The sequence below is a fragment of the Mariluticola halotolerans genome (genome assembly GCF_021611515.1).
GTDB lineage: Bacteria > Pseudomonadota > Alphaproteobacteria > Rhizobiales > Devosiaceae > Mariluticola > Mariluticola halotolerans.
Map to the genome: position 1 here is coordinate 2,399,695 of NZ_CP090960.1, position 21,522 is coordinate 2,421,216.

At 58.7% G+C, this 21,522-nt stretch carries 21 protein-coding genes; 12 read left to right on the top strand and 9 right to left on the bottom strand.

What is annotated here, in order from left to right:
* The first annotated feature begins 46 nt into the window (after positions 1–46).
* Positions 47–2,806: an aconitate hydratase AcnA gene (gene acnA, locus L1P08_RS11445; RefSeq protein ID WP_303617142.1), complete on the top strand. Its 2,760-nt coding sequence runs from the start codon at positions 47–49 to the stop codon at positions 2,804–2,806.
* 80 nt (positions 2,807–2,886) lie between these two features.
* On the opposite strand, the gene L1P08_RS11450 is transcribed toward acnA, so the two are convergent.
* On the bottom strand, positions 2,887–4,041 hold the full coding sequence (locus tag L1P08_RS11450; RefSeq protein WP_303617143.1) for a GGDEF domain-containing protein: 1,155 nt from the start codon (positions 4,039–4,041) through the stop codon (positions 2,887–2,889).
* 173 nt (positions 4,042–4,214) lie between these two features.
* Between L1P08_RS11450 and L1P08_RS11455 the strand changes: the two genes are divergently transcribed.
* Complete coding sequence (locus tag L1P08_RS11455) at positions 4,215–4,952, top strand: DUF1223 domain-containing protein (protein WP_303617144.1); 738 nt, start codon at positions 4,215–4,217, stop codon at positions 4,950–4,952.
* A gap of 244 nt (positions 4,953–5,196) precedes the next feature.
* On the opposite strand, the gene L1P08_RS11460 is transcribed toward L1P08_RS11455, so the two are convergent.
* Entirely contained in the window at positions 5,197–5,595 is a 399-nt protein-coding gene (locus L1P08_RS11460; RefSeq protein WP_303617145.1) for a hypothetical protein, read from the bottom strand.
* A gap of 165 nt (positions 5,596–5,760) precedes the next feature.
* Between L1P08_RS11460 and L1P08_RS11465 the strand changes: the two genes are divergently transcribed.
* Both L1P08_RS11465 and L1P08_RS11470 read left to right on the top strand, forming a co-directional pair.
* The gene (locus tag L1P08_RS11465; protein ID WP_303617146.1) at positions 5,761–6,531 is read left to right on the top strand and encodes a helix-turn-helix domain-containing protein; all 771 of its coding nucleotides are present in this window, start codon (positions 5,761–5,763) and stop codon (positions 6,529–6,531) included.
* A 146-nt stretch (positions 6,532–6,677) separates the two neighbouring features.
* Positions 6,678–7,016, top strand: coding sequence for a DUF2794 domain-containing protein (locus L1P08_RS11470; RefSeq protein WP_303617147.1), 339 nt, complete (start codon positions 6,678–6,680; stop codon positions 7,014–7,016).
* Between the two features lie 13 nt (positions 7,017–7,029).
* On the opposite strand, the gene L1P08_RS11475 is transcribed toward L1P08_RS11470, so the two are convergent.
* The gene (locus tag L1P08_RS11475; protein WP_303617148.1) at positions 7,030–7,431 is read right to left on the bottom strand and encodes a VOC family protein; all 402 of its coding nucleotides are present in this window, start codon (positions 7,429–7,431) and stop codon (positions 7,030–7,032) included.
* Positions 7,432–7,518: 87 nt separating this feature from the next.
* A complete protein-coding gene (locus L1P08_RS11480; protein ID WP_303617149.1) occupies positions 7,519–8,289 on the bottom strand; it encodes a Bax inhibitor-1/YccA family protein in 771 nt (256 codons plus the stop codon).
* A 207-nt stretch (positions 8,290–8,496) separates the two neighbouring features.
* On the opposite strand from L1P08_RS11480, the gene thpR reads away from it, so the two are divergent.
* Positions 8,497–9,060 (top strand): RNA 2',3'-cyclic phosphodiesterase, encoded by a 564-nt coding sequence (gene thpR / locus L1P08_RS11485; protein ID WP_303617150.1) that lies wholly within the window; start codon positions 8,497–8,499, stop codon positions 9,058–9,060.
* Here the strand turns inward: thpR and L1P08_RS11490 are convergent.
* Positions 9,032–9,499, bottom strand: a complete 468-nt coding sequence (locus L1P08_RS11490) for a low molecular weight protein-tyrosine-phosphatase (protein ID WP_303617151.1) — start codon at positions 9,497–9,499, stop codon at positions 9,032–9,034. The two genes, thpR and L1P08_RS11490, sit on opposite strands and share 29 nt — an antisense overlap.
* Before the next feature lie 193 nt (positions 9,500–9,692).
* On the opposite strand from L1P08_RS11490, the gene L1P08_RS11495 reads away from it, so the two are divergent.
* The 4 genes from L1P08_RS11495 to L1P08_RS11510 all read left to right on the top strand — a co-directional run bounded on the left by L1P08_RS11495 (position 9,693) and on the right by L1P08_RS11510 (position 14,036).
* Entirely contained in the window at positions 9,693–10,217 is a 525-nt protein-coding gene (locus L1P08_RS11495; RefSeq protein WP_303617152.1) for an invasion associated locus B family protein, read from the top strand.
* Positions 10,218–10,358: 141 nt separating this feature from the next.
* A complete protein-coding gene (locus L1P08_RS11500) occupies positions 10,359–10,874 on the top strand; it encodes an invasion associated locus B family protein (protein WP_303617153.1) in 516 nt (171 codons plus the stop codon).
* Between the two features lie 136 nt (positions 10,875–11,010).
* Positions 11,011–12,228 carry a dual-specificity RNA methyltransferase RlmN gene (gene rlmN / locus L1P08_RS11505; protein WP_303619558.1) on the top strand — a complete coding sequence of 406 codons (1,218 nt, stop codon included), beginning with the start codon at positions 11,011–11,013 and terminating at the stop codon, positions 12,226–12,228.
* Entirely contained in the window at positions 12,228–14,036 is a 1,809-nt protein-coding gene (locus L1P08_RS11510) for a tetratricopeptide repeat-containing sulfotransferase family protein (RefSeq protein WP_303617154.1), read from the top strand. The genes rlmN and L1P08_RS11510 overlap by 1 nt, the downstream gene beginning before the upstream one ends.
* A 479-nt stretch (positions 14,037–14,515) precedes the next feature.
* Here the strand turns inward: L1P08_RS11510 and L1P08_RS11515 are convergent, their stop codons facing one another.
* On the bottom strand, positions 14,516–15,163 hold the full coding sequence (locus L1P08_RS11515) for a LysE family translocator (protein ID WP_303617155.1): 648 nt from the start codon (positions 15,161–15,163) through the stop codon (positions 14,516–14,518).
* 132 nt (positions 15,164–15,295) lie between these two features.
* Here L1P08_RS11515 and L1P08_RS11520 point away from each other — a divergent pair, with 132 nt between their 5' ends.
* From L1P08_RS11520 to typA, 3 genes are all read left to right on the top strand, one after another.
* Positions 15,296–16,519 (top strand): argininosuccinate synthase, encoded by a 1,224-nt coding sequence (locus L1P08_RS11520; RefSeq protein ID WP_303617156.1) that lies wholly within the window; start codon positions 15,296–15,298, stop codon positions 16,517–16,519.
* Positions 16,520–16,625: 106 nt separating this feature from the next.
* Complete coding sequence (locus L1P08_RS11525) at positions 16,626–16,811, top strand: hypothetical protein (RefSeq protein ID WP_303617157.1); 186 nt, start codon at positions 16,626–16,628, stop codon at positions 16,809–16,811.
* Positions 16,812–16,898: 87 nt separating this feature from the next.
* Positions 16,899–18,713 (top strand): translational GTPase TypA, encoded by a 1,815-nt coding sequence (gene typA, locus L1P08_RS11530; protein WP_303617158.1) that lies wholly within the window; start codon positions 16,899–16,901, stop codon positions 18,711–18,713.
* Positions 18,714–19,121: 408 nt separating this feature from the next.
* Here the strand turns inward: typA and L1P08_RS11535 are convergent, their stop codons facing one another.
* The 3 genes from L1P08_RS11535 to L1P08_RS11545 form a co-directional block, all read right to left on the bottom strand.
* Positions 19,122–20,036, bottom strand: coding sequence for a DMT family transporter (locus L1P08_RS11535; RefSeq protein ID WP_438268463.1), 915 nt, complete (start codon positions 20,034–20,036; stop codon positions 19,122–19,124).
* Positions 20,037–20,197: 161 nt separating this feature from the next.
* Positions 20,198–20,863 (bottom strand): 5'-methylthioadenosine/S-adenosylhomocysteine nucleosidase, encoded by a 666-nt coding sequence (locus tag L1P08_RS11540; protein WP_303617160.1) that lies wholly within the window; start codon positions 20,861–20,863, stop codon positions 20,198–20,200.
* Between the two features lie 2 nt (positions 20,864–20,865).
* A complete protein-coding gene (locus tag L1P08_RS11545) occupies positions 20,866–21,438 on the bottom strand; it encodes a hypothetical protein (RefSeq protein ID WP_303617161.1) in 573 nt (190 codons plus the stop codon).
* Positions 21,439–21,522 lie beyond the last annotated feature (84 nt).

Genomic DNA, 21,522 nt, shown 5'->3' on the forward strand with positions numbered 1-21,522 from the left:
GCTTGGTGCTTGGGGGCATTTTCTTCACCGAACAGCAGGTGGCGCAGTGGCACAAAAATCTCTCGATAGTTTCAAGTCAAAAAAGACGCTGGATGTCGGCGGCAAGTCCTATACCTATTATTCGCTTCCCGAAGCGGAAAAGAACGGTCTGGCCGGCATTTCCAAACTTCCGCACTCCATGAAGGTTGTGCTGGAAAACCTGTTGCGCTTCGAAGACGGGCGCACCGTTAAAAAAGAGGACATTGTCGCGGTGGCCGAATGGCTCAAGACGCGCAAGTCCACCCACGAGATCTCCTATCGTCCAGCCCGCGTGCTGATGCAGGATTTCACCGGTGTCCCCGCCGTGGTCGATCTGGCCGCCATGCGCGATGCCACGGCCAAGCTTGGCGCCAATCCGCAAAAGATCAACCCGCTCGTGCCGGTCGATCTCGTCATCGATCACTCGGTGATGGTGGATAATTTCGGCACGGCACTCGCCTTCAACCAGAATGTCGATCTGGAATATGAGCGCAATGGCGAGCGCTATGAGTTCCTGCGCTGGGGTCAGTCCGCGTTTGACAATTTCCGCGTTGTGCCCCCCGGCACCGGCATTTGCCATCAGGTCAATCTTGAATATCTGGCCCAGACGGTCTGGACCAAGGAAGAGGATGGCGAAACCGTCGCTTATCCCGACACCCTGGTGGGTACAGACAGCCACACAACCATGGTCAACGGTCTTGCCGTTCTCGGCTGGGGTGTGGGCGGTATTGAAGCTGAGGCGGCCATGCTCGGCCAGCCGATTACCATGCTGATCCCGGAAGTTGTCGGTTTCAAGCTGACCGGCCAGATTGCCGAGGGCATTACGGCCACCGATCTGGTGCTGACAGTTGTTGAAATGCTGCGCAAAAAGGGCGTTGTGGGCAAGTTCGTCGAATTCTACGGGCCGGGCCTTGATGCCCTCAGCCTTGAGGATGAGGCGACCATCGCCAATATGGCGCCGGAATATGGCGCAACCTGCGGCTTCTTCCCGGTCGATGAGGACACACTGGCCTATCTGAAGACGTCAGGCCGTGATCCCGAGCGGGTGGCCCTTGTGGAAGCCTATGCCAAGGCGCAGGACATGTTCCGCGATGCGTCATCGGCTGAACCGGTCTTCACCGATACACTGGAACTCGATCTGTCAACGGTTGTGCCTTCGATCTCGGGGCCAAAGCGTCCGCAGGATCGTGTGGTTCTGGCTGAAGCGCCCGAGAAGTTCCGCGAAGCGCTGACTGATCTCTCCGGCGGCCGCAAGGATCGCAATACCCTGCCCGAACCCAATGGCGAATCGCGCTTTGTGGATGAAGGTGCAACCGGTGTTGATGACATTCCCGAGGAAGCACGCTGCGAAGTCAAAGGCACAGACCATGGTCTGGCCGATGGCGATGTGGTGATTGCCGCGATCACGTCATGCACCAATACCTCCAACCCGACCGTGTTGATTGCAGCCGGGCTTGTGGCGCGCAAGGCACGGGAACTGGGCCTGCAGTCCAAGCCCTGGGTCAAGACCTCGCTGGCCCCCGGCTCGCAGGTGGTTACCGAATATCTGAAGGCGGCCGGCCTGCAGGAAGATCTCGATGCGATGGGCTTTAACCTTGTCGGTTATGGCTGCACCACCTGTATCGGCAATTCCGGTCCGCTGCCGACGGCGATTTCCGAGACAATCAACGAGAATGATCTGGTTGCCTGTTCGGTTCTGTCGGGCAACCGCAATTTCGAGGGCCGGGTCAATCCGGATGTGCGGGCCAATTATCTGGCCTCACCCCCGCTGGTTGTGGCCTATGCCATTGCCGGGTCGATGTTTGTCAATGTGACCACCGATTCGCTGGGCAATGACAAGAACGGCAATCCTGTCTATTTGAAGGATATCTGGCCGAGCAATGCCGAGATCGCCGAGCTGGTGCGCACCTATATCACCCCTGAAATGTTCAAGTCGCGCTATTCCGACGTGTTCAAGGGTGACGAGCACTGGCAGGGGATCGAGGTCACCGGTGGCGAGACCTATGACTGGAACCCATCCTCGACCTATGTGCGCAACCCGCCCTATTTCGACGGCTTGTCGATGGAGCCGGATGCGGTAACAGACGTCAAGAATGCGCGGGTTCTCAGCCTGTTCCTTGATTCGATCACCACCGACCACATCTCCCCCGCCGGGTCGTTCAAAAAGGATACGCCTGCGGGCCAGTATCTGACCGAACGTCAGGTCATGCCCAAGGATTTCAACTCCTATGGGGCGCGGCGCGGCAATCACGAGATCATGATGCGCGGCACCTTTGCCAATATCCGCATCAAGAACCAGATGGTGCCGGGTGTTGAGGGCGGTTTCTCCAAGGGCCCGGATGGTTCGACCATGGCAATGTATGATGCGGCCATGGCTTATGCCGAAACCGACACACCACTTGTGGTGTTTGCCGGCAAGGAATATGGCACCGGCTCCTCACGTGACTGGGCGGCCAAGGGCACCACGCTTCTGGGCGTGCGGGCCGTGGTGGCGCAGAGCTTTGAGCGCATCCATCGTTCCAACCTGATCGGCATGGGCGTATTGCCCCTGCAGTTCAAGGAAGGCGAGAGCTGGCAGAGCCTTGGTCTGACCGGTGATGAGACGATCGATATCGACAATGTCGAGACGATTACGCCGCGCTCGACTGTTGCGGTCAAAATCGCCCGGCCGGATGGCTCGGTGGTGACGGCGGAAACGCTGTGCCGGATCGATACCGAGAACGAACTCGATTACTATCGCAATGGCGGTATCCTGCACTATGTGCTGCGGAACCTTGTTGCCGAATAGGTCCTCGCGTTTATCGAGATGACAAAGGGCGGTCCTTGCCGGGGCCGCCCTTTTGTTTTGTCTGCCATGAGGGACAGGCGTCAGGCCACCAGGCGTGGTTCCTGCAGCCGGGTGCGGTTGCGGCCGGTATCCTTGGCGACATAGAGCGCCTTGTCGGCATGTCTGAGGCTGGTGTCGAGGGGCAGGTGCTCCAGCGGGTGGGCTGCATAAATGCCGGCGCTGACCGTGCAGCGCAACACGCCTTCATCCGTTGTGAAGACTTCCTTTGCCAGCGCAATGCGGATTCTTTCCGCAATGACCAGGGCCTTGTCGCCACTTGTGTAGGGCATAACGATCAGAAATTCCTCGCCCCCCATGCGGATGGCGGTGTCATTGATGCCGATATAGGCGCTGCAGATTTCGGCAAAGCGTATCAACACATTGTCCCCGGCGGTGTGGCCGTGACGGTCATTGACCTGTTTGAAGTGGTCGAGATCGAACAAGACGATGGCCGTGCCCGGCGGCAGCAGCTCCTCGCCATAAGCCTCGAACAGGGCGCGGCGGTTCAACAATCCGGTCAATGCATCGGTCATGGCGGCATTGCGGTGGCGCTTGATCAGGCGCTGGTGGTGAAGCGCGATGGACAGGGCGCCAATACCCGCTACTGCGAGGACCGATACCATTACGTTAAGCGATTCAGCCCAATTGGTTGGGGGGCCGTTGAGCACAAGCGGTGTCTCGATGGCCAGCACGATGGCGCAAAGCAGGAATGAAACCGACAGGATGACATAGAGGGCACACAGCAAGATGGTGACAGCCGGGCTTTCCCGGCGGCAATACCAGTATTCGCGGGCCATGGTGACCAGCAGGATGGCGCAATAAAAATTGAGCTGAATGAAGACGAGCCCGTCAAAACCCAGAATCTGGGCCAAGATCATTGGCGGGAGCATGGTCAGCGATAAAATCGTGACCAGACGCGGCGATAGCTTGCCGGTGCGGTATTGCTGCGCGGCGGCTTGTCCGAGGGCCAGTCCGAATGTCAGGCTGATGGCGGCGCTGAAGCCGAAAACGGCGCTTTTCGAGGTGATATAGGTGGCAAAACAGATGATGGCGATTGTGATCGTCAGCATGGCGCTGCCGGCCGTCACCAGGAAATTGATGGTGCGGTCTGAAAGCCAGGAGAGAAAAAATGTCAAACAGATCACCGCTGCCGTGGTGCCTGCGGCTATCAAAAAGGAATCGTATTCTAAAAACATGCGTCCGTGTCTCCACGTGCGGAGATAGCACCATTGGTCACTCTCGCGCATAATGTCGGCGAATAGGGTTGCCAAAATGCTTACAGATTGCCCCCGGGGCATCACGGTGTAGTGAATTCACCGCCATGTGACTGGCGGTTGCGCCCTGAGCCACCTAAAATATCGGCATGATAATGAACCAGATATTCAGGCCTGTTTTTGTTTTGTCGGTGCTTGCGGGGTTGCTGCCCGGCAGCGCTGCGCAAACGGCTGAGGTGAAGCTGCATCCCGTGGCCGTTCTGGAGCTGTTTACCAGCCAGGGGTGTTCATCCTGCCCGGCGGCGGACAAGCTTTTAAGTGCCTATGATGCACGTGATGATGTGATCGCTTTGGCCTATCATGTTGATTACTGGGACTATATCGGCTGGCGGGACGTTTTTGGCAGTGCCGATAATTCCGACTATCAGCGCGCTTACGCCAAGGCGCAGCGCCAAACGCGCATTTATACCCCGCAATTAATGGTCAATGGCACACAGGATGTGGTGGGGTCGCGCAGCACCGAGGTGAAGGCGGCAGTGGCGGCGGCAGACTTGCCGGTGCCGGTCACGCTTTCGGCGAATGCGGATATGCTCGATGTGCGAATCGATGCCGATGCGCAACAAAAGGAATCGGTGATCTGGCTGGTAAAATTCCGCGACCGGGCAGAGGTCGAAATTGAACGGGGCGAGCTGGCGGGCCGTGCTTTTGATTACACCCAGATTGTCACCGGACGGCAGGTTTTGGGCATGTGGGAGCCGGAGACGGGCGCGCATGTCAAATTGCCGCTGTCCGAGGTGATCGGCGCGGATAATGACGGGGCTGTCATTCTCGTGCAGGAGGAAGCGGGCGGGCTGCCTGGCCGGATTATCGGGGCCGCCTCGTTCAAACGCTGATCCGGTGCGATTTCGCATGGCAAAAACCCCGCATCAAGGCGGGGTTTTCAGACTTTGGAGATGAGGGGCGGCCGGTACCCAGACTTCATGGTTTGGGGGCTCGATCGGCCCGGGCACCGGCCACTGGAGGCAATAATTGTTTCTAGCCCTGCATTCTGGCGCAGTTGGGGACATATTGTGTTCTAAATTGGGTCATTTCTGGCCGAGAACGGTACCCTGCCCCCCGCAATAGCGGTCTGGCCGGTCAGTCTGTTGCCATCATGGGCTGGATGGCGGTCCATTCAAGCCAGGCGAACACGGTAACGATGGCTGCTTGCAGCAGCAAAAACGTCCAGCCCAGCGCATTTGGCGCAATCCATCCGCTTAAGGGCAGAATGACGCTGGCAAGAACCCAGAGCACATTCCCGGCGATAACCACTTGCACGGTCCAGGCCGGGGGCCTCAATGATCTGGCGATAACCATCATAAAGACTGCGACGGGTACCAAAATCAGACCGGCCCAGAACAAGACGGATGGTGCGATTTGCGTCAGCCCGGCAACCAGCCCGGGGATGAGCAAAAGCAAAGCGGCCATTGCCGCGCAGGTTATGGCGTCGATAACGAGGATGGACTGGATCGAAAATCGGCTTTGACGAACGGTCATTTCTGGCTCCTTTTAAGGCCGCAGCCCTTAATGGGCCGTGGAAAGAGAGCTGGAACATCTGCCGGTTTTGATCTTGCGTCGATTACCCGGGAGGTAATTGCTGCCAGTCATTTGATCGCCTAATCTGGTGGGGTGGAGCAGCATTACGAAACGGTCGGAGAGTTGTTGAAATACTGGCGGCAACGCCGCCGGTTGAGCCAGCTCGGCCTGGCGCTGGAAGCGGAAATTTCACAACGCCATTTGAGTTTTCTGGAGTCCGGGCGCTCACATCCCAGCCGCGACATGATCATGCAGCTGACAGAGCAGCTTGGCGTGCCATTGCGGGAACGGAACGTCATTCTGAATGCTGCCGGTTACGCGCCTTGTTTTCCTCAGCATCCCCTCGATGCCCCTGAACTCTCGGTTGCGCGGGAAGCCATTGAGCGGATTTTGCAGGGGTATCTGCCGCATCCGGCGCTGGCAGTGGACCGCCACTGGACGCTGCTCAGCGCGAATAATGCCGTATCGCACTTGCTAACCGGTATCGCGCCGCATCTTTTGGAGGGGCGGGTAAATGTGTTGCGGCTCAGCCTGCACCCGGCGGGACTGGCGCCGCGTATCATCAATCTGGGCGAATGGCGCGATCATGTGTTCAAGCGCCTGGATCATGAGATCGAGATTTCTGCGGATCCGGCACTGGCTGCCCTTAAGGCCGAGCTGGAGACATTCCCCTGTCCCCCGGCCGCGAAACAGGGCCATGCCAAAGGCAAGCGGTATCAGGATATTGCCGTTCCAATCCGGTTGCACAGTCCGGCCGGACCACTGTCTTTTATCAGCACGACGACGATTTTCGGGACAGCGGTTGATGTCACCCTCTCGGAGGTGACCATTGAGGCCTTTTTACCCGCGGACAGGGAAACCATCAATGCGATGGCGGGCCTTGGCGAAACACCGTAAGGCGCGCGGCCAGGTGTCAGCCTTTGGGCTTGCATCATGCTGCATTCGCCGCAATTATGACAGTCAGATGATCAGCGATGGGGTGGTTTGATTTGGCTGGGCCAGGCGCACCACGTAGCGGGGGAAGCAATTTTTCCGTCGTGCATGTGAACGATATCCAAAAAGGCAGCGCACAGGGCAAGGCCCCGTCAATTGTCAGTTTTGACCGTCAGGAACTGGCGATGCTGCTCAATGTCTATGGGCGGAAAGTGGCCAGTGGCGAATGGCGGGATTATGCCATGGACATGCTGCGCGACCGGGCGCTGTTCTCGATCTACCGGCGCACCTCGGAACGCCCGCAATTTGTCATCGAGAAAAACCCCAAGCTGCGCAACAAGCAGGGCCAGTATGTGGTGACCAATGCCGAGGGCCGGGTTCTCAGGCGCGGGCATGATCTCGACAAGGTCCTGCGGGTGCTCGAGCCCAGCTTTGTGGTGATCAAATAGGGCGGTGTGCCCGCTAGAGCTTGTCACCGCGATAAGTCACATGCACCTTGTTGCCGTCCGGGTCGCGCAGATAGGCCCCATAATAACCCGGCGCATAATGCGGCCGTTCGCCGGGGTCGCCCTCACTTTTGCCGCCATTGGCCATGCCGCCGGCAAAGGCCTTGTCCACGGCTTCGGGGCTGTCGGCCATGAAGGCGACCATGGCACCATTGCCGGGCGTTGCCGGTTTGCCGTCAAACGGGGCGTAAATATAGAAATAGGGCAGTTCTTCGGCGGCATTGGCCCAGCAAAGGGCTTTAGGGCCTGTATCGGCCATGACCCGGCGCTGCACAAGCCCGAGGGGCTGCAATACGGCATTGTAGAACTTGGCCGCGCGGTCGAGGTCTGCACTCCCCAGAGTGACGTGGCTGAACATGGTTTGTCTCCGGCTTATTGATTTGGCATGGCAGATACAAAAAAGGCCGCAATCGGAATTGCGGCCTTCATATTCAGGTTGTTCAACCTAGTTGCGGTTGCCCATCAGGCGCAGCAGCATCAGGAACAGGTTGATGAAGTCCAGATAGAGGCGCAGGGCACCCATCAGGGCTTTCTTGCCCATGGTCTCGTGACCATCGCTTTCCATATACATGTTCTTGATCGACTGGGTGTCGTAGGCGGTCAGGCCCACAAAGATCAGCACACCGGCCACCGAGATGGCGAAGGTCAGCATCGAGGACGCCAGGAAGATATTGACGACCGAGGCGATGATGAGACCGATCAGGCCCATGAACAGGAATGAACCGATGGCGGTCAGGTCACGCTTGGTGGTGTAGCCGTAAAGGCTCATCGCACCAAAGGTGGCGGCCGTGATGAAGAAGACCCGCGCGATCGATGTGCCTGTGTACACAAGGAAGATCGAGGAGAGCGAGAGGCCCATTACCGTGGCAAAACCCCAGAAGACCAGCTGTGCGGTGGCAAAGCTCATCTTGTTGATGCCGAAGGACAGCACCAGAACGAATGCCAGCGGCGAGAGGGCAATGACCCACATCAGCGGGCTTGTATAAAGGAGTACGCCGAACTGGGTCAGCAGGGCCCCATTGGGGGCCTGGGCGACGGCGGCTGCCTGGTCGCTGGTCACGGCCATCATATTGCCGAAAAAGGCAACAAGGCCGGTGATGACCAGTCCTGCGGTCATGTAGTTATAAACGCGCAGCATATAGGTGCGCAAACCTTCGTCGATGAGAGCGGCGGAGCCGGCCTGCATGCCGACGCTTGGTCGATCATATTGAGCCATGGTCAGTTCCTTTTTACGTTTTCCAAATCGGCGCATTATCCGAATTGGGCGGATAACAAGCTTTGTGCACAATATGGCGGTTGCTTGTGGCGATTACAAGATAGACGGGTGTGGCATGATGAATGAAGATTTCGTGACAGGATTTTGTGCTAGCGTCTGATTCGGGCCACCATGCCCATCCGGTTATTCGTTCACGAGGAGGGGTAAATGCCCAGGCTCTTCACCGGTCTAGAAATCCCGCGCGATGTGGGGTTTGCACTGTCTTTGAAGCGGGGCGGGTTGCATGGCGCCCGCTGGATTGACGCTCAAAACTATCACATTACCCTGCGCTATATCGGCGATGTCGATTACCAGACCGCCAATGAGGTGGCCGGGGCGCTGGAACGGTTTGCCGATACCGGCCCGCTGACCATCAAGCTCAACCATCTCGGCGTGTTTGGCGGCAACAAGCCGCGGGCGCTTTATGCGGGCATGGATGGCAATCCCGCGCTGGCCCGGTTGCAGGCGGCGCAGGAGCGGTCCCTGCAACAAATCGGCCTCGCCCCGGACGGGCGCAAATTTGTGCCCCATGTTTCCCTGGCCCGGCTGCGCAATACCAGCGCCAATGACATTGCCCGGTTCATGGCCGAGGCGATGTGGTTTGAGCCGTTTACCTTCACGGCGGACCGGTTCGTGCTCTATTCCTCGCGGAATTCGGTGGGTGGCGGCCCCTATCTCGTCGAAGAGGCTTATGATCTGGGCGTCACGAATTCGGTTGCCGCAGCGCAGTAATCAGCCCGTCGCTGGCGGTCTCGATCAGGTCAAGCACATGGTCAAAGCCGCCGGTGCCGCCAAAATAGGGGTCGGGCACCTCGGCGCCATTTGTGCCGGCATAGTCGAGAAATAATTGCAGCTGCGCCTTGCTGTCTGCCGGTGCCAGCGCTTGAAGGGCTGTGAGATTTTGCCGGTCCATCGCCATGATGTGGCTGAAGGCATAAAAATCGGCGACAGTGACCTGCCGGCCGCGCAGGTCTGAGAGGTCATATTGCCGGGCTTTTGCCGCCATAATGGCGCGTGGATCGGGCGGTGCGCCGATATGCCAGTCGCCCGTGCCGGCGCTGTCCACCTCGATCCCGCCCAGTCCCGCTTGCCGGGCGCGGGTGCGAAAAACCGCCTCGGCGGTGGGTGAGCGGCAGATATTTCCCAGACAGACAAATAAAATTCGTTGCAAAACGGGCCTTCCTTAAGGGTTCATTCAGCACGAAAGGCGAAACAGGGGCCTTGAATGTGTTCGGTGCCAAATTGCGGCCAAATTTACCGCTAGTGTCGCGTTTAATTCAAATGTGTATCGCTTTTGCAGCTTGGTAACCATGCTTGATGTAGGCTCAGGGCGAAGTGATCGAGAGTATGAAGGGTTGGTGGTAATGTCGAAGACCGGAAAAATCGTAAGAGGTCTTTGTGCCGGTGCGGTGATTGCCGCGCAATGTGTTGCGGGGGCAGCACTGGCGCAGGAGGCAACAAGCCTTGGCACGTTCAATAGCTGGACGGCCTGGAAGAGTTCGGATGCCAATGGGCAGATCTGCTATATTTCCAGCCAGCCGCAGGATTCCCAGCCGACCAATGTGAACCGGGACCCGATTCATTTCCTGGTTATTCACCGCAAGGGTCTTGGCACCCGCAATGAGGTGCAGACGCTGGTGGGCTATCCGCTCAAAACCGGCGGCACGCCCACGGTTGCCGTGGATGGCAAAAGCTATCCGATGGTGATTGAAGGCTCAGCGGCCTGGCTGGCGAGCGCGGGTGACGAAAGCGGGTTTGTGGACGGGATGAAACGCGGCCGCGAAATGGTGGTCAAGGGCACGTCCCAGCGCGGCACCAATACCACGGATACCTATTCCCTCTCCGGGGTGACCGCTGCAATGGGCGAGATCGACAAGGCCTGTTCCTGACCGTTACAGACCCTGACCAATAGGGATCACGGGCGGGCTTTGTCAGGCGCGTTTGCCATATTCGCGCGTTTGCCTTGAAGTCGTCCTGTTTCTGCAGTCCAATGCAGTCTGGAATTTACCGTTTATGGTGAGACGGACAGTATGAGTGTGAGAATAACGGGTATTGTACTGGCAGCCATTGTGGCTGGCACGAGCCTTGTGGATGTCGCCATGGCGCAGTCTGTGCGCCTGTTGGGCGATTACAATGACTGGTCTGCCTATACGACCTCGCAAGGGGCGGGCAAGCTGTGCTTCGTGCTCTCCAAGCCCCAGGATGTGCGCCCCAGGCCCGATGGCTATACCGAATCCTATCTATACCTGACCCATCGCCCCGGCGAGAGCGTGCGCAATGAATTCAATTTCGTTGCCGGTTATCCCTTGTCGGTCGATGCGAATGCCTCGGTCAGTGTCGGGGGCACCAGTTTCCCGCTGTTCATCGATGCGGATGCGGCATGGCTGGATGATCCGGCCCAGTCGGACAATCTGGCAGGTTCCATGCGGGCGGGCTCAACCCTTTCGATCGAGAATGTCACCGCCGAGGGCACAAAAGTGGTGCAAACCTTTTCGCTCTCCGGGGTTACCGCCGCATCGCGGGCCATTGACCGGGAATGCTCCTAGCGCTCCGGCCTGAACGCGGGCACCCTTTAAGGGGCGTCTAACGGGAACAGATGTGATCGCGTCAATTCTTGGCGTCGCGCCGGCAAATGTGCTAGAGCGACGCGATTATCTGCTGCCTGATGAAAGCCCGAGACCAATGAGCATTGCGCTTGATATCGCCCATGAGACCACAACGCGCCCGGTAACGGGGGCGAAAGTGCCGTTGATCGGTCTGCCGAAAACCGGCGTCACCGCCGCCTTGCGCGATTTCGGGCTGAATGAAAAAGAGGCGCGGATGCGCGCCAGCCAGTTGTGGAACTGGATATATGTCAACGGCACCACCGAATTCTCGGCGATGACCAATATCGCCAAGGGCTTCCGCACAGAGCTGGAACAGGCGTTTTCGCTCGATCGTCCCGAGATTGTTACCGAGCAGGTCTCCAATGACGGCACGCGCAAATGGCTGTTCCGTTTCCGGGACCCGGCACAGCCCAACATGCCGCCGGTCGATGTGGAGACGGTCTATATCCCTGAGGCAGATCGCGGCACGCTTTGTGTCTCCTCGCAGGTCGGGTGCACGCTCACCTGCACCTTCTGTCACACGGGCACGCAAAAGCTGGTGCGCAATCTGACAGCGGGTGAAATTCTCAGCCAGGTGCTGATGGCGCGCGAGCGGCTGGGCGATTTCCCTGGCGGTACACGGCCTGATGATGGCGGGTTGGTGCCGGGCGGGGACAACCGCGCCGTGACCAATATCGTCATGATGGGCATGGGCGAGCCGCTTTATAATTATGAAAACGTCAAACAGGCCCTGCTGATCGCCCAGGCCGGGGACGCGATTTCACTGTCACGGCGGCGCATTACGCTCTCCACTTCCGGGGTTGTGCCCTATATCGAGCCGACCGGGCGCGAAATCGCCGTGCAGCTGGCCATTTCCCTGCATGCGGTGCGCGATGACCTGCGCAATGAGCTGGTGCCGATCAACAAAAAATGGAACCTTGAATCCCTGCTGGAAGCCTGCCGGACCTATCCGGGGCTCAACAATGCGCGGCGGATCACTTTTGAATATGTGATGCTCAAGGGCATTAATGACAGCGATGCCGATGCGCGCGAACTGGTGCGGCTATTGGCGAAAATCCCGGCCAAGATCAATCTGATCCCGTTCAATCCCTGGCCGGGTTCCAATTATGAATGTTCCGACTGGGAGCGGATCGAACGCTTTGCCGATATCGTCAACCGGGCCGGTTATGCCTCGCCGGTGCGCACCCCGCGTGGGCGCGATATTGCGGCGGCCTGCGGCCAGCTCAAATCCGAGAGTGAACGGTTGAGCAAGAAGCAGCGCGATGCCCTGGAAGTTGCCGAGACAATTGACTGATGGTGTCGGCGCGGCGGGGGCCGAAGCCGGTAAAGGCGTCAAAACAGGCGACTAATCTGCAGCAGGCCTTTGCCCAGGCGGTGCAGGAAATGCGGGCCAGACGCTTTGCCGAGGCCGATGCGCTTTGCCGTCATATTCTCAAGGCCGATATGCTGCATAAGGATGCCATGCATTTGCGTGGCATTATTGCGTTTCAGGCCGGGGATGGGGATCTGGCGATCAAGCGCATGCTCGATCTGGCAGCGCTCAGCCCGAAAGACGCGATGGTCTGGAATGATCTGGGCATGTTCCATCATGCCCTTGGCCGTCATCAGGCGGCGGCGGGGTATTTGCACAAGGCTCTGGCGCTGGACCCCAAACTTGCCGGGGCGCATCTTAATCTTGGCAATGTGCAGAATGCCTGCGGCGACCTGCGCAAGGCGGAAGCCAGTTACAAACGGGCGCTCAAATATCAGCCCGCTCTGGCCGGTGCGCTCAACAATCTGATTGATGTGCAACTGAGGCTGGCCGCGCCCGAGGCGGCGGAAAACACAGCGCGCGATTTCGTGCGCATGGCCCCCAATCTGGCGCGCAGCCATGTGCAGCTGGCCAAGGCGCTTGATCATCTGGGGCGGCACCGGGATGCGGCAGCGGCGTTTGAACAGGCGCTCAAACTCAATCCCGACGATGTCCGGGTCTGGATGGATTATGCGGCAAGCCTTGCCAATGAAGGCCAGATTGATGCCGCCATTGCTGCCTGCCGCAAGGTGATCGGGTTAAAGCCTGATTATGTGCCCGCCTATGGCAAGCTGGCGCTCCTCGCAAAGCCCGGCCCCGACGCGGCTGAATTGGAGCGCATGCGCCAGCTTTTGGCCAATCCGGCATTGTCGGCGGCGGATCAGACGACCCTGCATTTTGCCCTGGGCAAGGTGCTGGAGGACGCGCGTGATTTTGGCCCGGCCTTTGAGCATGTTCTGGCCGCCAACAAGCTGAAGCGGGCGCAGCTGACTTATGATCCGAGCGCAACCGAGAAGCTGTTTGCCGACATCAAATCGACCTTTAGTGCCGAACTGATCGCCAGTTTTGCCGGTGCGGGGCTGGATGAGGCAACGCCAATCTTTGTTCTGGGTCTGCCGCGCTCGGGCACCTCGCTGGTCGAGCAGATATTGTCGAGCCATCCCGAGGTGGCCGGTGCCGGCGAATTGCCCGAATTGCGCAACCAGATCGACGCGCTTTGCGATGATCTGGTGAGCCCGGATTTTGCCCGGCTGATGCGCAAGGTCACGCCCCTGCAATTGCAGGCCATGGGGCAGCGTTATCTGGCGCGGTTGCGGACCTTTTCAGCCGAGGCCCGGCATATCGTTGACAAGGTGCCGGCCAATTTCATGTTTGCCGGGTTGATCAGGATTGTGTTCCCCAAGGCAATCATCGTCCATTGCCGCCGCAATCTGCTCGATACCAGCCTTTCCATGTTCAAGACCCATTTTGGCGATGGGGCCGTGCTGCACAGCTATGACATGGCGGAACTGGGGCGCTATTGCCGTCTCTATCAGGATCTGATGGCTCATTGGCATCAGGTCATGCCCGGCGTGATCTATGATATCGATTATGAAAAACTGGTCGCCGATCAGGAAGGCGAAACGCGCAGGCTGCTCGCCGCCTGCGGGCTCGACTGGTCCGATGCCTGTCTTGATTTCTTCAACACGTCGCGTCCGGTCCGCACCGCCAGCATCGCCCAGGTGCGTCAGCCGATCTATAACAAGTCCGTGGGCATTGCCGAACGCTATGGCGCAGCGCTGGACCCTTTGCTGGAAGCGCTGGAAGGCTAGCTGATTTGGGCGATGGTGATGGTGGCCAAGGTGACAGGCTTGCCACGCGGCCATAGGTCTCATGACCTTCTCCCCGGACCTGACCCGAGGATCCATGCGATTCCCGCCACACCAAATGGATGCCCGGATCAAGTCCGGGCAAGAAGGTGTGTATGAGAGCGCAGCACCCAGCACACACACAAGCCAGCCGTCTTCCCCTTTGGCACCCGCCTCACCCGTCGTCACCCTCGGGCTCGACCCGAGGGCCCATGACCCGCCATCGATACCGGCAGAGGGCGTGAGAAAGCCTCCACCCCACGCCCATCTGAAGCGCAGCAATATCGCATGGGTACTCGGGTCAAGCCCGAGTATGACGATTGAGGGGGTATGGCTATCGAGGGCATATGATCGTTGGGAAATTGCAGGCCCCGCTCTGGGTTGCCGCGTGGCTATCACCGCTCGCAATGACGGCGCAGCGTTCCGCTAAGGCCGAAAACGCTTTAGTGCCGGGCCTCAATCGTTAAGATCGCCGCCGCAAAGCCGGCAAAGACCGCCGCAAAGCTCCAGTTGAGGGCGCGTTGGGCTACAACCGAGCGGGTCAGCAGGCCTGCCACCCATTCCGCCCCCCAGACAATGGCAATGACGATGGGGATCGAGAGCAGGATGAATTCGCCGCCCAGAAACAGCAATTTGACCGCCGCGGCCGGATCGTCATGGGAGACGAACTGGGGCAGGAAGGTGACAAAGAACAATATCACCTTGGGATTGGTCAAATTGATGCCGACGCCGGTCAGATAGCTCTGCCAGACGCTGGGCTGGCGGCGGGCTTTTTTGGTAAGGGTAATGCCGCCGCCCTGGCGGATGGCCTGAATGGCGAGCCAGAGCAGGTACAAGGCGCCGGCAATCTTGAGGGCGAAAAACGCGGTCGGCGCGGTCGCCAGCAGCAGGGAAATACCAAAGGCGGCCAGACCGATATGGACGAACAGGCCCGTCGAGGCACCCAGCACGGCGGCAATGCCATGCGCGCGGCCGTAATTGACGGTGCGCGAGATAAACAGCGCCATGTCGGGCCCGGGGGTAATGGCCAGCACAATGCTGGCAGCGGCGAAAGCTAAAAGGATCGACAGATCGGGGATGAAGGCTTGCATGCTGGGTCGGCCTCCCTTGGCCGCAGGCAAAATTGTTTGCAAGACAATTGCATGGCGGGCCGGGCTTGAATAGTGTGCCCGCCAAATGTTCCGGGGCCCCTGCGCCTCCCAGACCAGAAGACGAAACGCGTTATGAGCAAGAAAATCAATAAAGTGGTGCTGGCCTATTCCGGCGGGCTCGATACCTCGATCATCCTGAAATGGCTGAAGAACGAATATGATTGCGAAGTGGTGACCTTTACCGCTGATCTGGGGCAGGGCGAAGAGCTGGAACCGGCGCGCAAGAAAGCCGAAATGATGGGGATCAAGGAGATCTATATCGAGGATCTCCGCGAGGAATTCGTCCGCGATTTCGTGTTCCCGATGTTCCGCGCCAATGCGCTTTATGAAGGGGTCTATCTGCTGGGCACGTCAATCGCCCGGCCGCTGATATCCAAGCGGCTGGTGGAGATTGCCATGGAAACCGGGGCCGATGCGATTTCGCACGGGGCCACGGGCAAGGGCAATGATCAGGTGCGGTTTGAACTCTCGGCCATGGCGCTCAATCCCAATATCAAGGTGATCGCGCCCTGGCGTGAATGGGATTTGCAGAGCCGGACCTCGCTTCTCGCCTATGCCGAACAGAACCAGATCCCGGTGCCGAAAGACAAGCGCGGCGAAGCCCCGTTCTCGGTGGATGCCAATCTGTTGCACACCTCATCCGAGGGCAAGGTGCTGGAAGATCCGGCGGAAGAAGCACCCGAATATGTCTATCAGCGCACGGTGAACCCCGAGGATGCGCCCGACAAGCCAGAACACATCACCATCGGTTTTGAAAAGGGCGATGCGGTTTCGGTCAATGGCGAGAAACTTTCCCCGGCCATGCTGCTGACAAAGCTTAATGAGCTGGGGGGCAAGCACGGCATCGGGCGGCTCGATCTGGTCGAGAACCGGTTTGTCGGCATGAAATCGCGCGGCATTTATGAAACGCCCGGCGGCACCATATTGCTGGCCGCCCATCGCGGCATTGAATCGATCACGCTCGATCGGGGTGCAGCCCATCTTAAAGACGAGATCATGCCGCGTTATGCCGAGCTGATCTATAACGGTTTCTGGTTCTCGCCGGAGCGCGAAATGCTGCAGGCCTTGATTGACCAGAGTCAGGGGTTTGTCAGTGGTGAGGTAAGCCTTAAACTCTATAAAGGTTCGGCTCATGTTGTGGGCCGTTCCTCGCCCTATTCGCTCTATTCAGAAGACCTTGTGACTTTTGAGGAAGGCACCGGTTCCTATGACCATCACGATGCCGAAGGCTTTATCAGACTCAATGGTTTGCGCCTTAAAACCTATGGCGCGCGCAATCTCAAAATGGGCAAATAAGCCTTTTTAGCCTGCGCTATTACGGTTATTGCACGCCTCCGCCCCATCCGGGCCGGAGGCGTTTTTTTGCCGGGCGCGGCGCGCTTGTGCAACGGCGCGCAATAAAATGGACCGTGTCGCCTCCCGCGTGGCGGGGGCTGGCCACGCGGGCGGCGCGATGGATGTCTTTTCTGATATTATATTGTTAAAACAACACGTTATTCAAAACGAGACTATTGTGAATACAGCGCTTAAAACCGCTTTAAAGGGGCTGATAGTGGCGCTGGCGTTAACGCCGTTGATTATTGCATAGCTGCCTTTCGGGCGATTTTCCTTGTTCTCGGGCGGGTTCCCGGTTAAGGCGTGCGCAAAGTTTTCCCAAAACAGTTCGGCTTAATTCATGTCCCTGCGCAATATTGCGATCATTGCCCATGTTGATCACGGCAAGACGACTCTCATTGATGTTCTGCTCAAAAATTCCGGTTTGTTCCGCGACAATCAGCGCGTGGACGAACGGGCGATGGATTCAAATGATCTGGAGCGCGAACGCGGGATCACCATTCTGGCCAAGGTGACTTCGGTCCTTTGGAAAGAGTCGCGGATCAATATCGTTGATACACCGGGCCACGCCGATTTCGGCGGTGAGGTTGAGCGTATTCTCTCCATGGTCGATGGCGTGGTGCTTTTGGTCGACGCGGCTGAAGGGCCGATGCCGCAGACCAAGTTTGTGCTGGGCAAGGCGCTGGCGCTGGGCCTGCGCCCGATTGTGGCGATCAACAAGATCGACAAGTCGGACGAACGTCATGATGAAGTCCTCAACGAGGTATTCGATCTGTTCGTGGCGCTCGATGCGACCGAAGCCCAGCTCGACTTCCCCGTGCTTTACGGCTCGGCCAAGAACGGCTGGATGTCGACCGATCCCAAGGGTCCCCAGGAAAGCATGGCGCCGCTGCTCGATATGGTGCTTGAGCATGTGCATGAGCCTGTGGTCGAGGAAGGCCCGTTCCGCATGCTGGTGACAGCAATTGAGCGCAACGCGTTTCTCGGCCGCATTCTGGTGGGGCGCATCATGTCCGGTCAGGCCAGACCGACCGAACAGGTGCATGCCATTAGCCGTGAGGGCAAGGAAGTCGAGAAGGGCCGGATTTCCAAGGTTCTGGCTTTCCGGGGGCTTGAGCGGGTGCCGGTAGATGTGGGTGAAGCGGGCGATATCGTTTCGATTGCCGGGCTTGAAACCGCAACCGTTGCCGACACAATCTGCGTGCCGCAGGTCAACACCCCGATCGCGGCACAGCCGATCGATCCCCCGACCCTGTCGATGACCTTCCGCATCAATGATGGCCCGTTTGCCGGGCGCGAAGGCGACAAGGTGCAAAGCCGGGTCATTCTCGACCGTCTCAACCGCGAGGCTGAAGGCAATGTGGCGCTCAAGATTAGCTCCGGTCAGGACAATGACAGTTTTGAAGTTGCCGGCCGTGGCGAATTGCAGCTTGCGGTTCTGATCGAAACCATGCGCCGGGAAGGCTTTGAGCTGACCGTTGGCCGTCCGCGTGTTCTGATGCAGGAAATCGACGGCAAGACGCATGAGCCGATCGAGGAAGTCACCATTGACGTTGATGACGAGTTCTCCGGCGCTGTGGTGCAAAAAATGACCGAGCGCAAGGGCGAGCTGGTCGAGATGCGCCCCTCCGGCGTTGGCCGGTCGCGGTTGCGTCTCAATGTGCCGACCCGCAGCCTGATCGGCTATCAGGCCGAATTGCTCAGCGATACGCGCGGCACGGCGATCTTTAACCGCGTGTTCCATGCCTATGAGCCCTATAAGGGCACTTTGCCGGGCCGTCGCACCGGTGTGCTGATTTCCAATGGCACCGGCCAGTCGGTGGCCTATGCGCTGTTCAACCTCGAAGACCGCGGCCCGATCATGATCGATGCGGGTGTTGATGTATATGTGGGCATGATTGTTGGTGAGCACAGCCGTGAGAACGATCTCGAGGTGAACCCCTTGAAGGGCAAGCAGCTGACCAATATGCGTGCTTCAGGCAAGGATGAGGCGGTGCGGCTGACCACGCCGAAAAAACTCAGCCTCGACCAGGCGCTGGGCTATATTGCCGATGACGAATATGTGGAAGTGACGCCGAAAAATATCCGGCTGCGCAAAATCCACCTCGACCCCAACGACCGCAAGAAAGCCATGCGCGCCGAAAAGTCGGCCTAGGTTTTCAGCGCCTATTGGGTGAATTTTAAAGCCAGCGATCCGGTGACGGGTCGCTGGTTTTTTGTTGGGGGGTGGCCAAGGGTCGAAACCCTCATCCTGAGCTTGTCGAAGGATGGGCGGCACGCGCAGTGCTGAAACCCTCGTGGTTCGACAGGCTCACCATGAGGGTTGGGGGCACATCACCTCCATTCTCCTTTTTGCCCGGACTTGATCCGGGCATCCATTCGGTGTGGCGTCTATCGCATGGACCCTCGGGTCAAGCCCGAGGGAGAAGGAAGCATGCTGTAATTGTGTTTATGTGGTCAGGGCAGTTTCGGCCCTCCACGCGCTCGGCATGTCGCTCTGGATTGCTACGCGCCTTTGGCGCTCGCAATGATGGCGGCGCTCATCGGGGAAGCTCGAGGTGCGTCAGCCCTGTGGGGTTGAGACCTGTTTGGCCTTGGTGCGTTCCAGCCCAAGGCGGCGTTCGCGCAGGATGACGAAAATGCCGGCTGCGACAACAATCAGGCCACCGACCAGCATTTGCAGCGTGGGGACATCGCCAAAGATGAGATAGCCAACGGCGACACTGAGCACCAGCGAGACATATTCAAACGGGGCGATGATCGACATGTCGGCATGGCGATAGCTCTCGGTTAAAAGAATCTGGGCAATGCCCCCGGCAATACCGGCACTGATCAGCAGCACCCATTGCTGCGGGTCGGGCATGACCCAGCCGAACGGGCTGGTGAGCAAAGCGAACAGGCTGCAGGTTGCAGAGAAGTAGATGACGATGGTCGCGCTGGGTTCTGTGCTCACAAGGGCGCGCGTGGTCAGCATGGCGGTGGCGGCAAAACAGGCCCCGATCAGCGCGGCGATGACGCCAATGACTTCATCCGAACTCAGCCCGGCACCCGAGGAGAGCAGGGTGAGGCGCGGGGAGATGACAATGATCACCCCAAGCATGCCGATCAGCACAGCGCTCCAGCGGTAAAGCCGCACTTCTTCTTTCAGCACCAAGGCCGAGAGCACCACCAGCAGCAGGGGCGTGGCGTAATTGAGCACGGTTGCCTCTGGCAGGGGCAGCTTGGTGAGGGCCAGAAAGAGAAAACTCATGCCGGTGACGCCGACGACGCCACGCAGCATATGCCCGCCGGGGCGGCGTGTTTTGAAGGCGTGACCCAGGTCACCGCGGGCGATGACAAAAACCAGAATGGGCAAGAGGGCAAAAAAGGAACGGAAAAAAACCAGCTGGCCGGGCGGCACATTTTCGGTGGCCTTGATGCAGGTGGCCATGAACAGAAAAATGGCCACCGAGGTGACTTTCAAGGCAATGGCCCGCATCGGGCTGGGATTTGAAGGGCTGGGCACGCCGGTTACCTGGATTTTATTTGCCGCCAGACCGGGACCGGTTGGCCGATTCGAGACGAGGGATCACCTCATGATGGGTTATAAGAGCATGATTGCCGCCAATGGTCCAATCTCAAAAACCGGTGGTTTTGTATTTATGTGGCTGCAACCTGTGGTGCGTTCAGCGGCAGCCTGTTTGCTGCAAGGGCGGTTTCCAGCGTGGTGACCGCCGTGGCCAGATGCGCGTCGATGACATGCAGATATCCGGTCCAGTCGCCGACATGCTGCAATTCGCGTGCGCCATCGGAAATGCCGCGCAGGGCGACCAGCGGCAGGTTGAAACGCTGGCAGGCGCGCAGCACGGCAAAGCTTTCCATATCGACCATGTCCGCATCGATATCCTGATAGGCCGCACCCGAGACGACATTGGCCCCGGTTGAGAGCCGGGCCGGGTTGAGGCCGGGAATGCGGGGGACAAGGGGCACCTCTGCGGGCAGGTCGACAAAGGGCGTGCAGCCTTTTTCAAAGCCTAATGGGGAGGCGTCCATATCGCGGTAGGAGACGCTTGTTGCCTGATAAACCGCTGTTTGTTCAAGGGTTTGCGATCCCGCAGACCCCAGAGAGACCACCAGGTCTGGCAGGTTTTTTCCGGCCTCAAGCCGGGTGAGAGTGGTGCTGAGGCTGATCGCGGCCTCGATGGGGCCGACCCCGGTCATCAGCGGCTGGAACAGGGCATTAAGGTGCGGCCCATATTCCGCATCGACGGCCATGACATAAAGCAGTTTGGTGCCGCCAACGGTTTTCATTTGGAAATCCGGCATTTTCAGCTCGGATAAAGATGGGGTTCGTCGGTTGCGCAATCGAAGTCTTCGGCAAAATCATCGGCAAAATTGCGGGCGATCTCGTTGGCATTGTCGCCGGGGGCGGCCAGGTTTTTCGCGTCGACATAGCCAATGTGACAGGTATTGCCCGGTGCCAGCTTGGTGACGACGAGGATTTGCCCATCGGGTTCGGACCCGTCGCCGACCTCGGTGTGCCAGCGCAAAATGGTGGCAAAGGGTTTCCAGGCACCGCTTTTATTGCTGAGGCGCCATTCCATTTTGGCACCGATCGTGTTGAAGGCGGGCAGGGTCTGGCTGGCGGCGCGTTCGTCGGGCGCGCCAAAGCCATAGCTGACAAAAAAGCGCAAATCCCCCTCTGCAATCCACAAGGGATAGCCCTTGTAACCGGGGCAGGCAAAGCTGGCCCCGAAGTCATCCGCTCCCAGCACAAGGCACTCATCGAGATTGATATCGGTATAGATGGAATCCGTGCTGGCAGCGCTGGCCGGCAGGGATGCGCACAGGCTGGCCGAAAGAGCGATGGCCGCGGCGGCGAAGACGGGGTGCAGCTTCATTTTTTCCAAGTTCCTTGCGGTTCTGCCCGGTTGTTGCTTGCAATTACGGCGTTTTCCGGTGCATGACACATCCCGAACCTTCCT

What these genes read in the sequence shown, in the direction of transcription:
- L1P08_RS11450 (WP_303617143.1), bottom strand. Translation starts at nt 4,041, where the DNA reads ATGTTTTTAGAATACGATTCCTTTTTGATAGCCGCAGGCACCACGGCA.
- L1P08_RS11455 (WP_303617144.1), top strand. Translation starts at nt 4,215, where the DNA reads ATGAACCAGATATTCAGGCCTGTTTTTGTTTTGTCGGTGCTTGCGGGG.
- L1P08_RS11460 (WP_303617145.1), bottom strand. Translation starts at nt 5,595, where the DNA reads ATGACCGTTCGTCAAAGCCGATTTTCGATCCAGTCCATCCTCGTTATC.
- L1P08_RS11475 (WP_303617148.1), bottom strand. Translation starts at nt 7,431, where the DNA reads ATGTTCAGCCACGTCACTCTGGGGAGTGCAGACCTCGACCGCGCGGCC.
- L1P08_RS11480 (WP_303617149.1), bottom strand. Translation starts at nt 8,289, where the DNA reads ATGGCTCAATATGATCGACCAAGCGTCGGCATGCAGGCCGGCTCCGCC.
- thpR (WP_303617150.1), top strand. Translation starts at nt 8,497, where the DNA reads ATGCCCAGGCTCTTCACCGGTCTAGAAATCCCGCGCGATGTGGGGTTT.
- L1P08_RS11495 (WP_303617152.1), top strand. Translation starts at nt 9,693, where the DNA reads ATGTCGAAGACCGGAAAAATCGTAAGAGGTCTTTGTGCCGGTGCGGTG.
- L1P08_RS11500 (WP_303617153.1), top strand. Translation starts at nt 10,359, where the DNA reads ATGAGTGTGAGAATAACGGGTATTGTACTGGCAGCCATTGTGGCTGGC.
- rlmN (WP_303619558.1), top strand. Translation starts at nt 11,011, where the DNA reads ATGAGCATTGCGCTTGATATCGCCCATGAGACCACAACGCGCCCGGTA.
- L1P08_RS11510 (WP_303617154.1), top strand. Translation starts at nt 12,228, where the DNA reads ATGGTGTCGGCGCGGCGGGGGCCGAAGCCGGTAAAGGCGTCAAAACAG.
- L1P08_RS11515 (WP_303617155.1), bottom strand. Translation starts at nt 15,163, where the DNA reads ATGCAAGCCTTCATCCCCGATCTGTCGATCCTTTTAGCTTTCGCCGCT.
- L1P08_RS11520 (WP_303617156.1), top strand. Translation starts at nt 15,296, where the DNA reads ATGAGCAAGAAAATCAATAAAGTGGTGCTGGCCTATTCCGGCGGGCTC.
- L1P08_RS11525 (WP_303617157.1), top strand. Translation starts at nt 16,626, where the DNA reads ATGGACCGTGTCGCCTCCCGCGTGGCGGGGGCTGGCCACGCGGGCGGC.
- typA (WP_303617158.1), top strand. Translation starts at nt 16,899, where the DNA reads ATGTCCCTGCGCAATATTGCGATCATTGCCCATGTTGATCACGGCAAG.
- L1P08_RS11535 (WP_438268463.1), bottom strand. Translation starts at nt 20,036, where the DNA reads ATGCGGGCCATTGCCTTGAAAGTCACCTCGGTGGCCATTTTTCTGTTC.
- L1P08_RS11540 (WP_303617160.1), bottom strand. Translation starts at nt 20,863, where the DNA reads ATGCCGGATTTCCAAATGAAAACCGTTGGCGGCACCAAACTGCTTTAT.
- L1P08_RS11545 (WP_303617161.1), bottom strand. Translation starts at nt 21,438, where the DNA reads ATGAAGCTGCACCCCGTCTTCGCCGCCGCGGCCATCGCTCTTTCGGCC.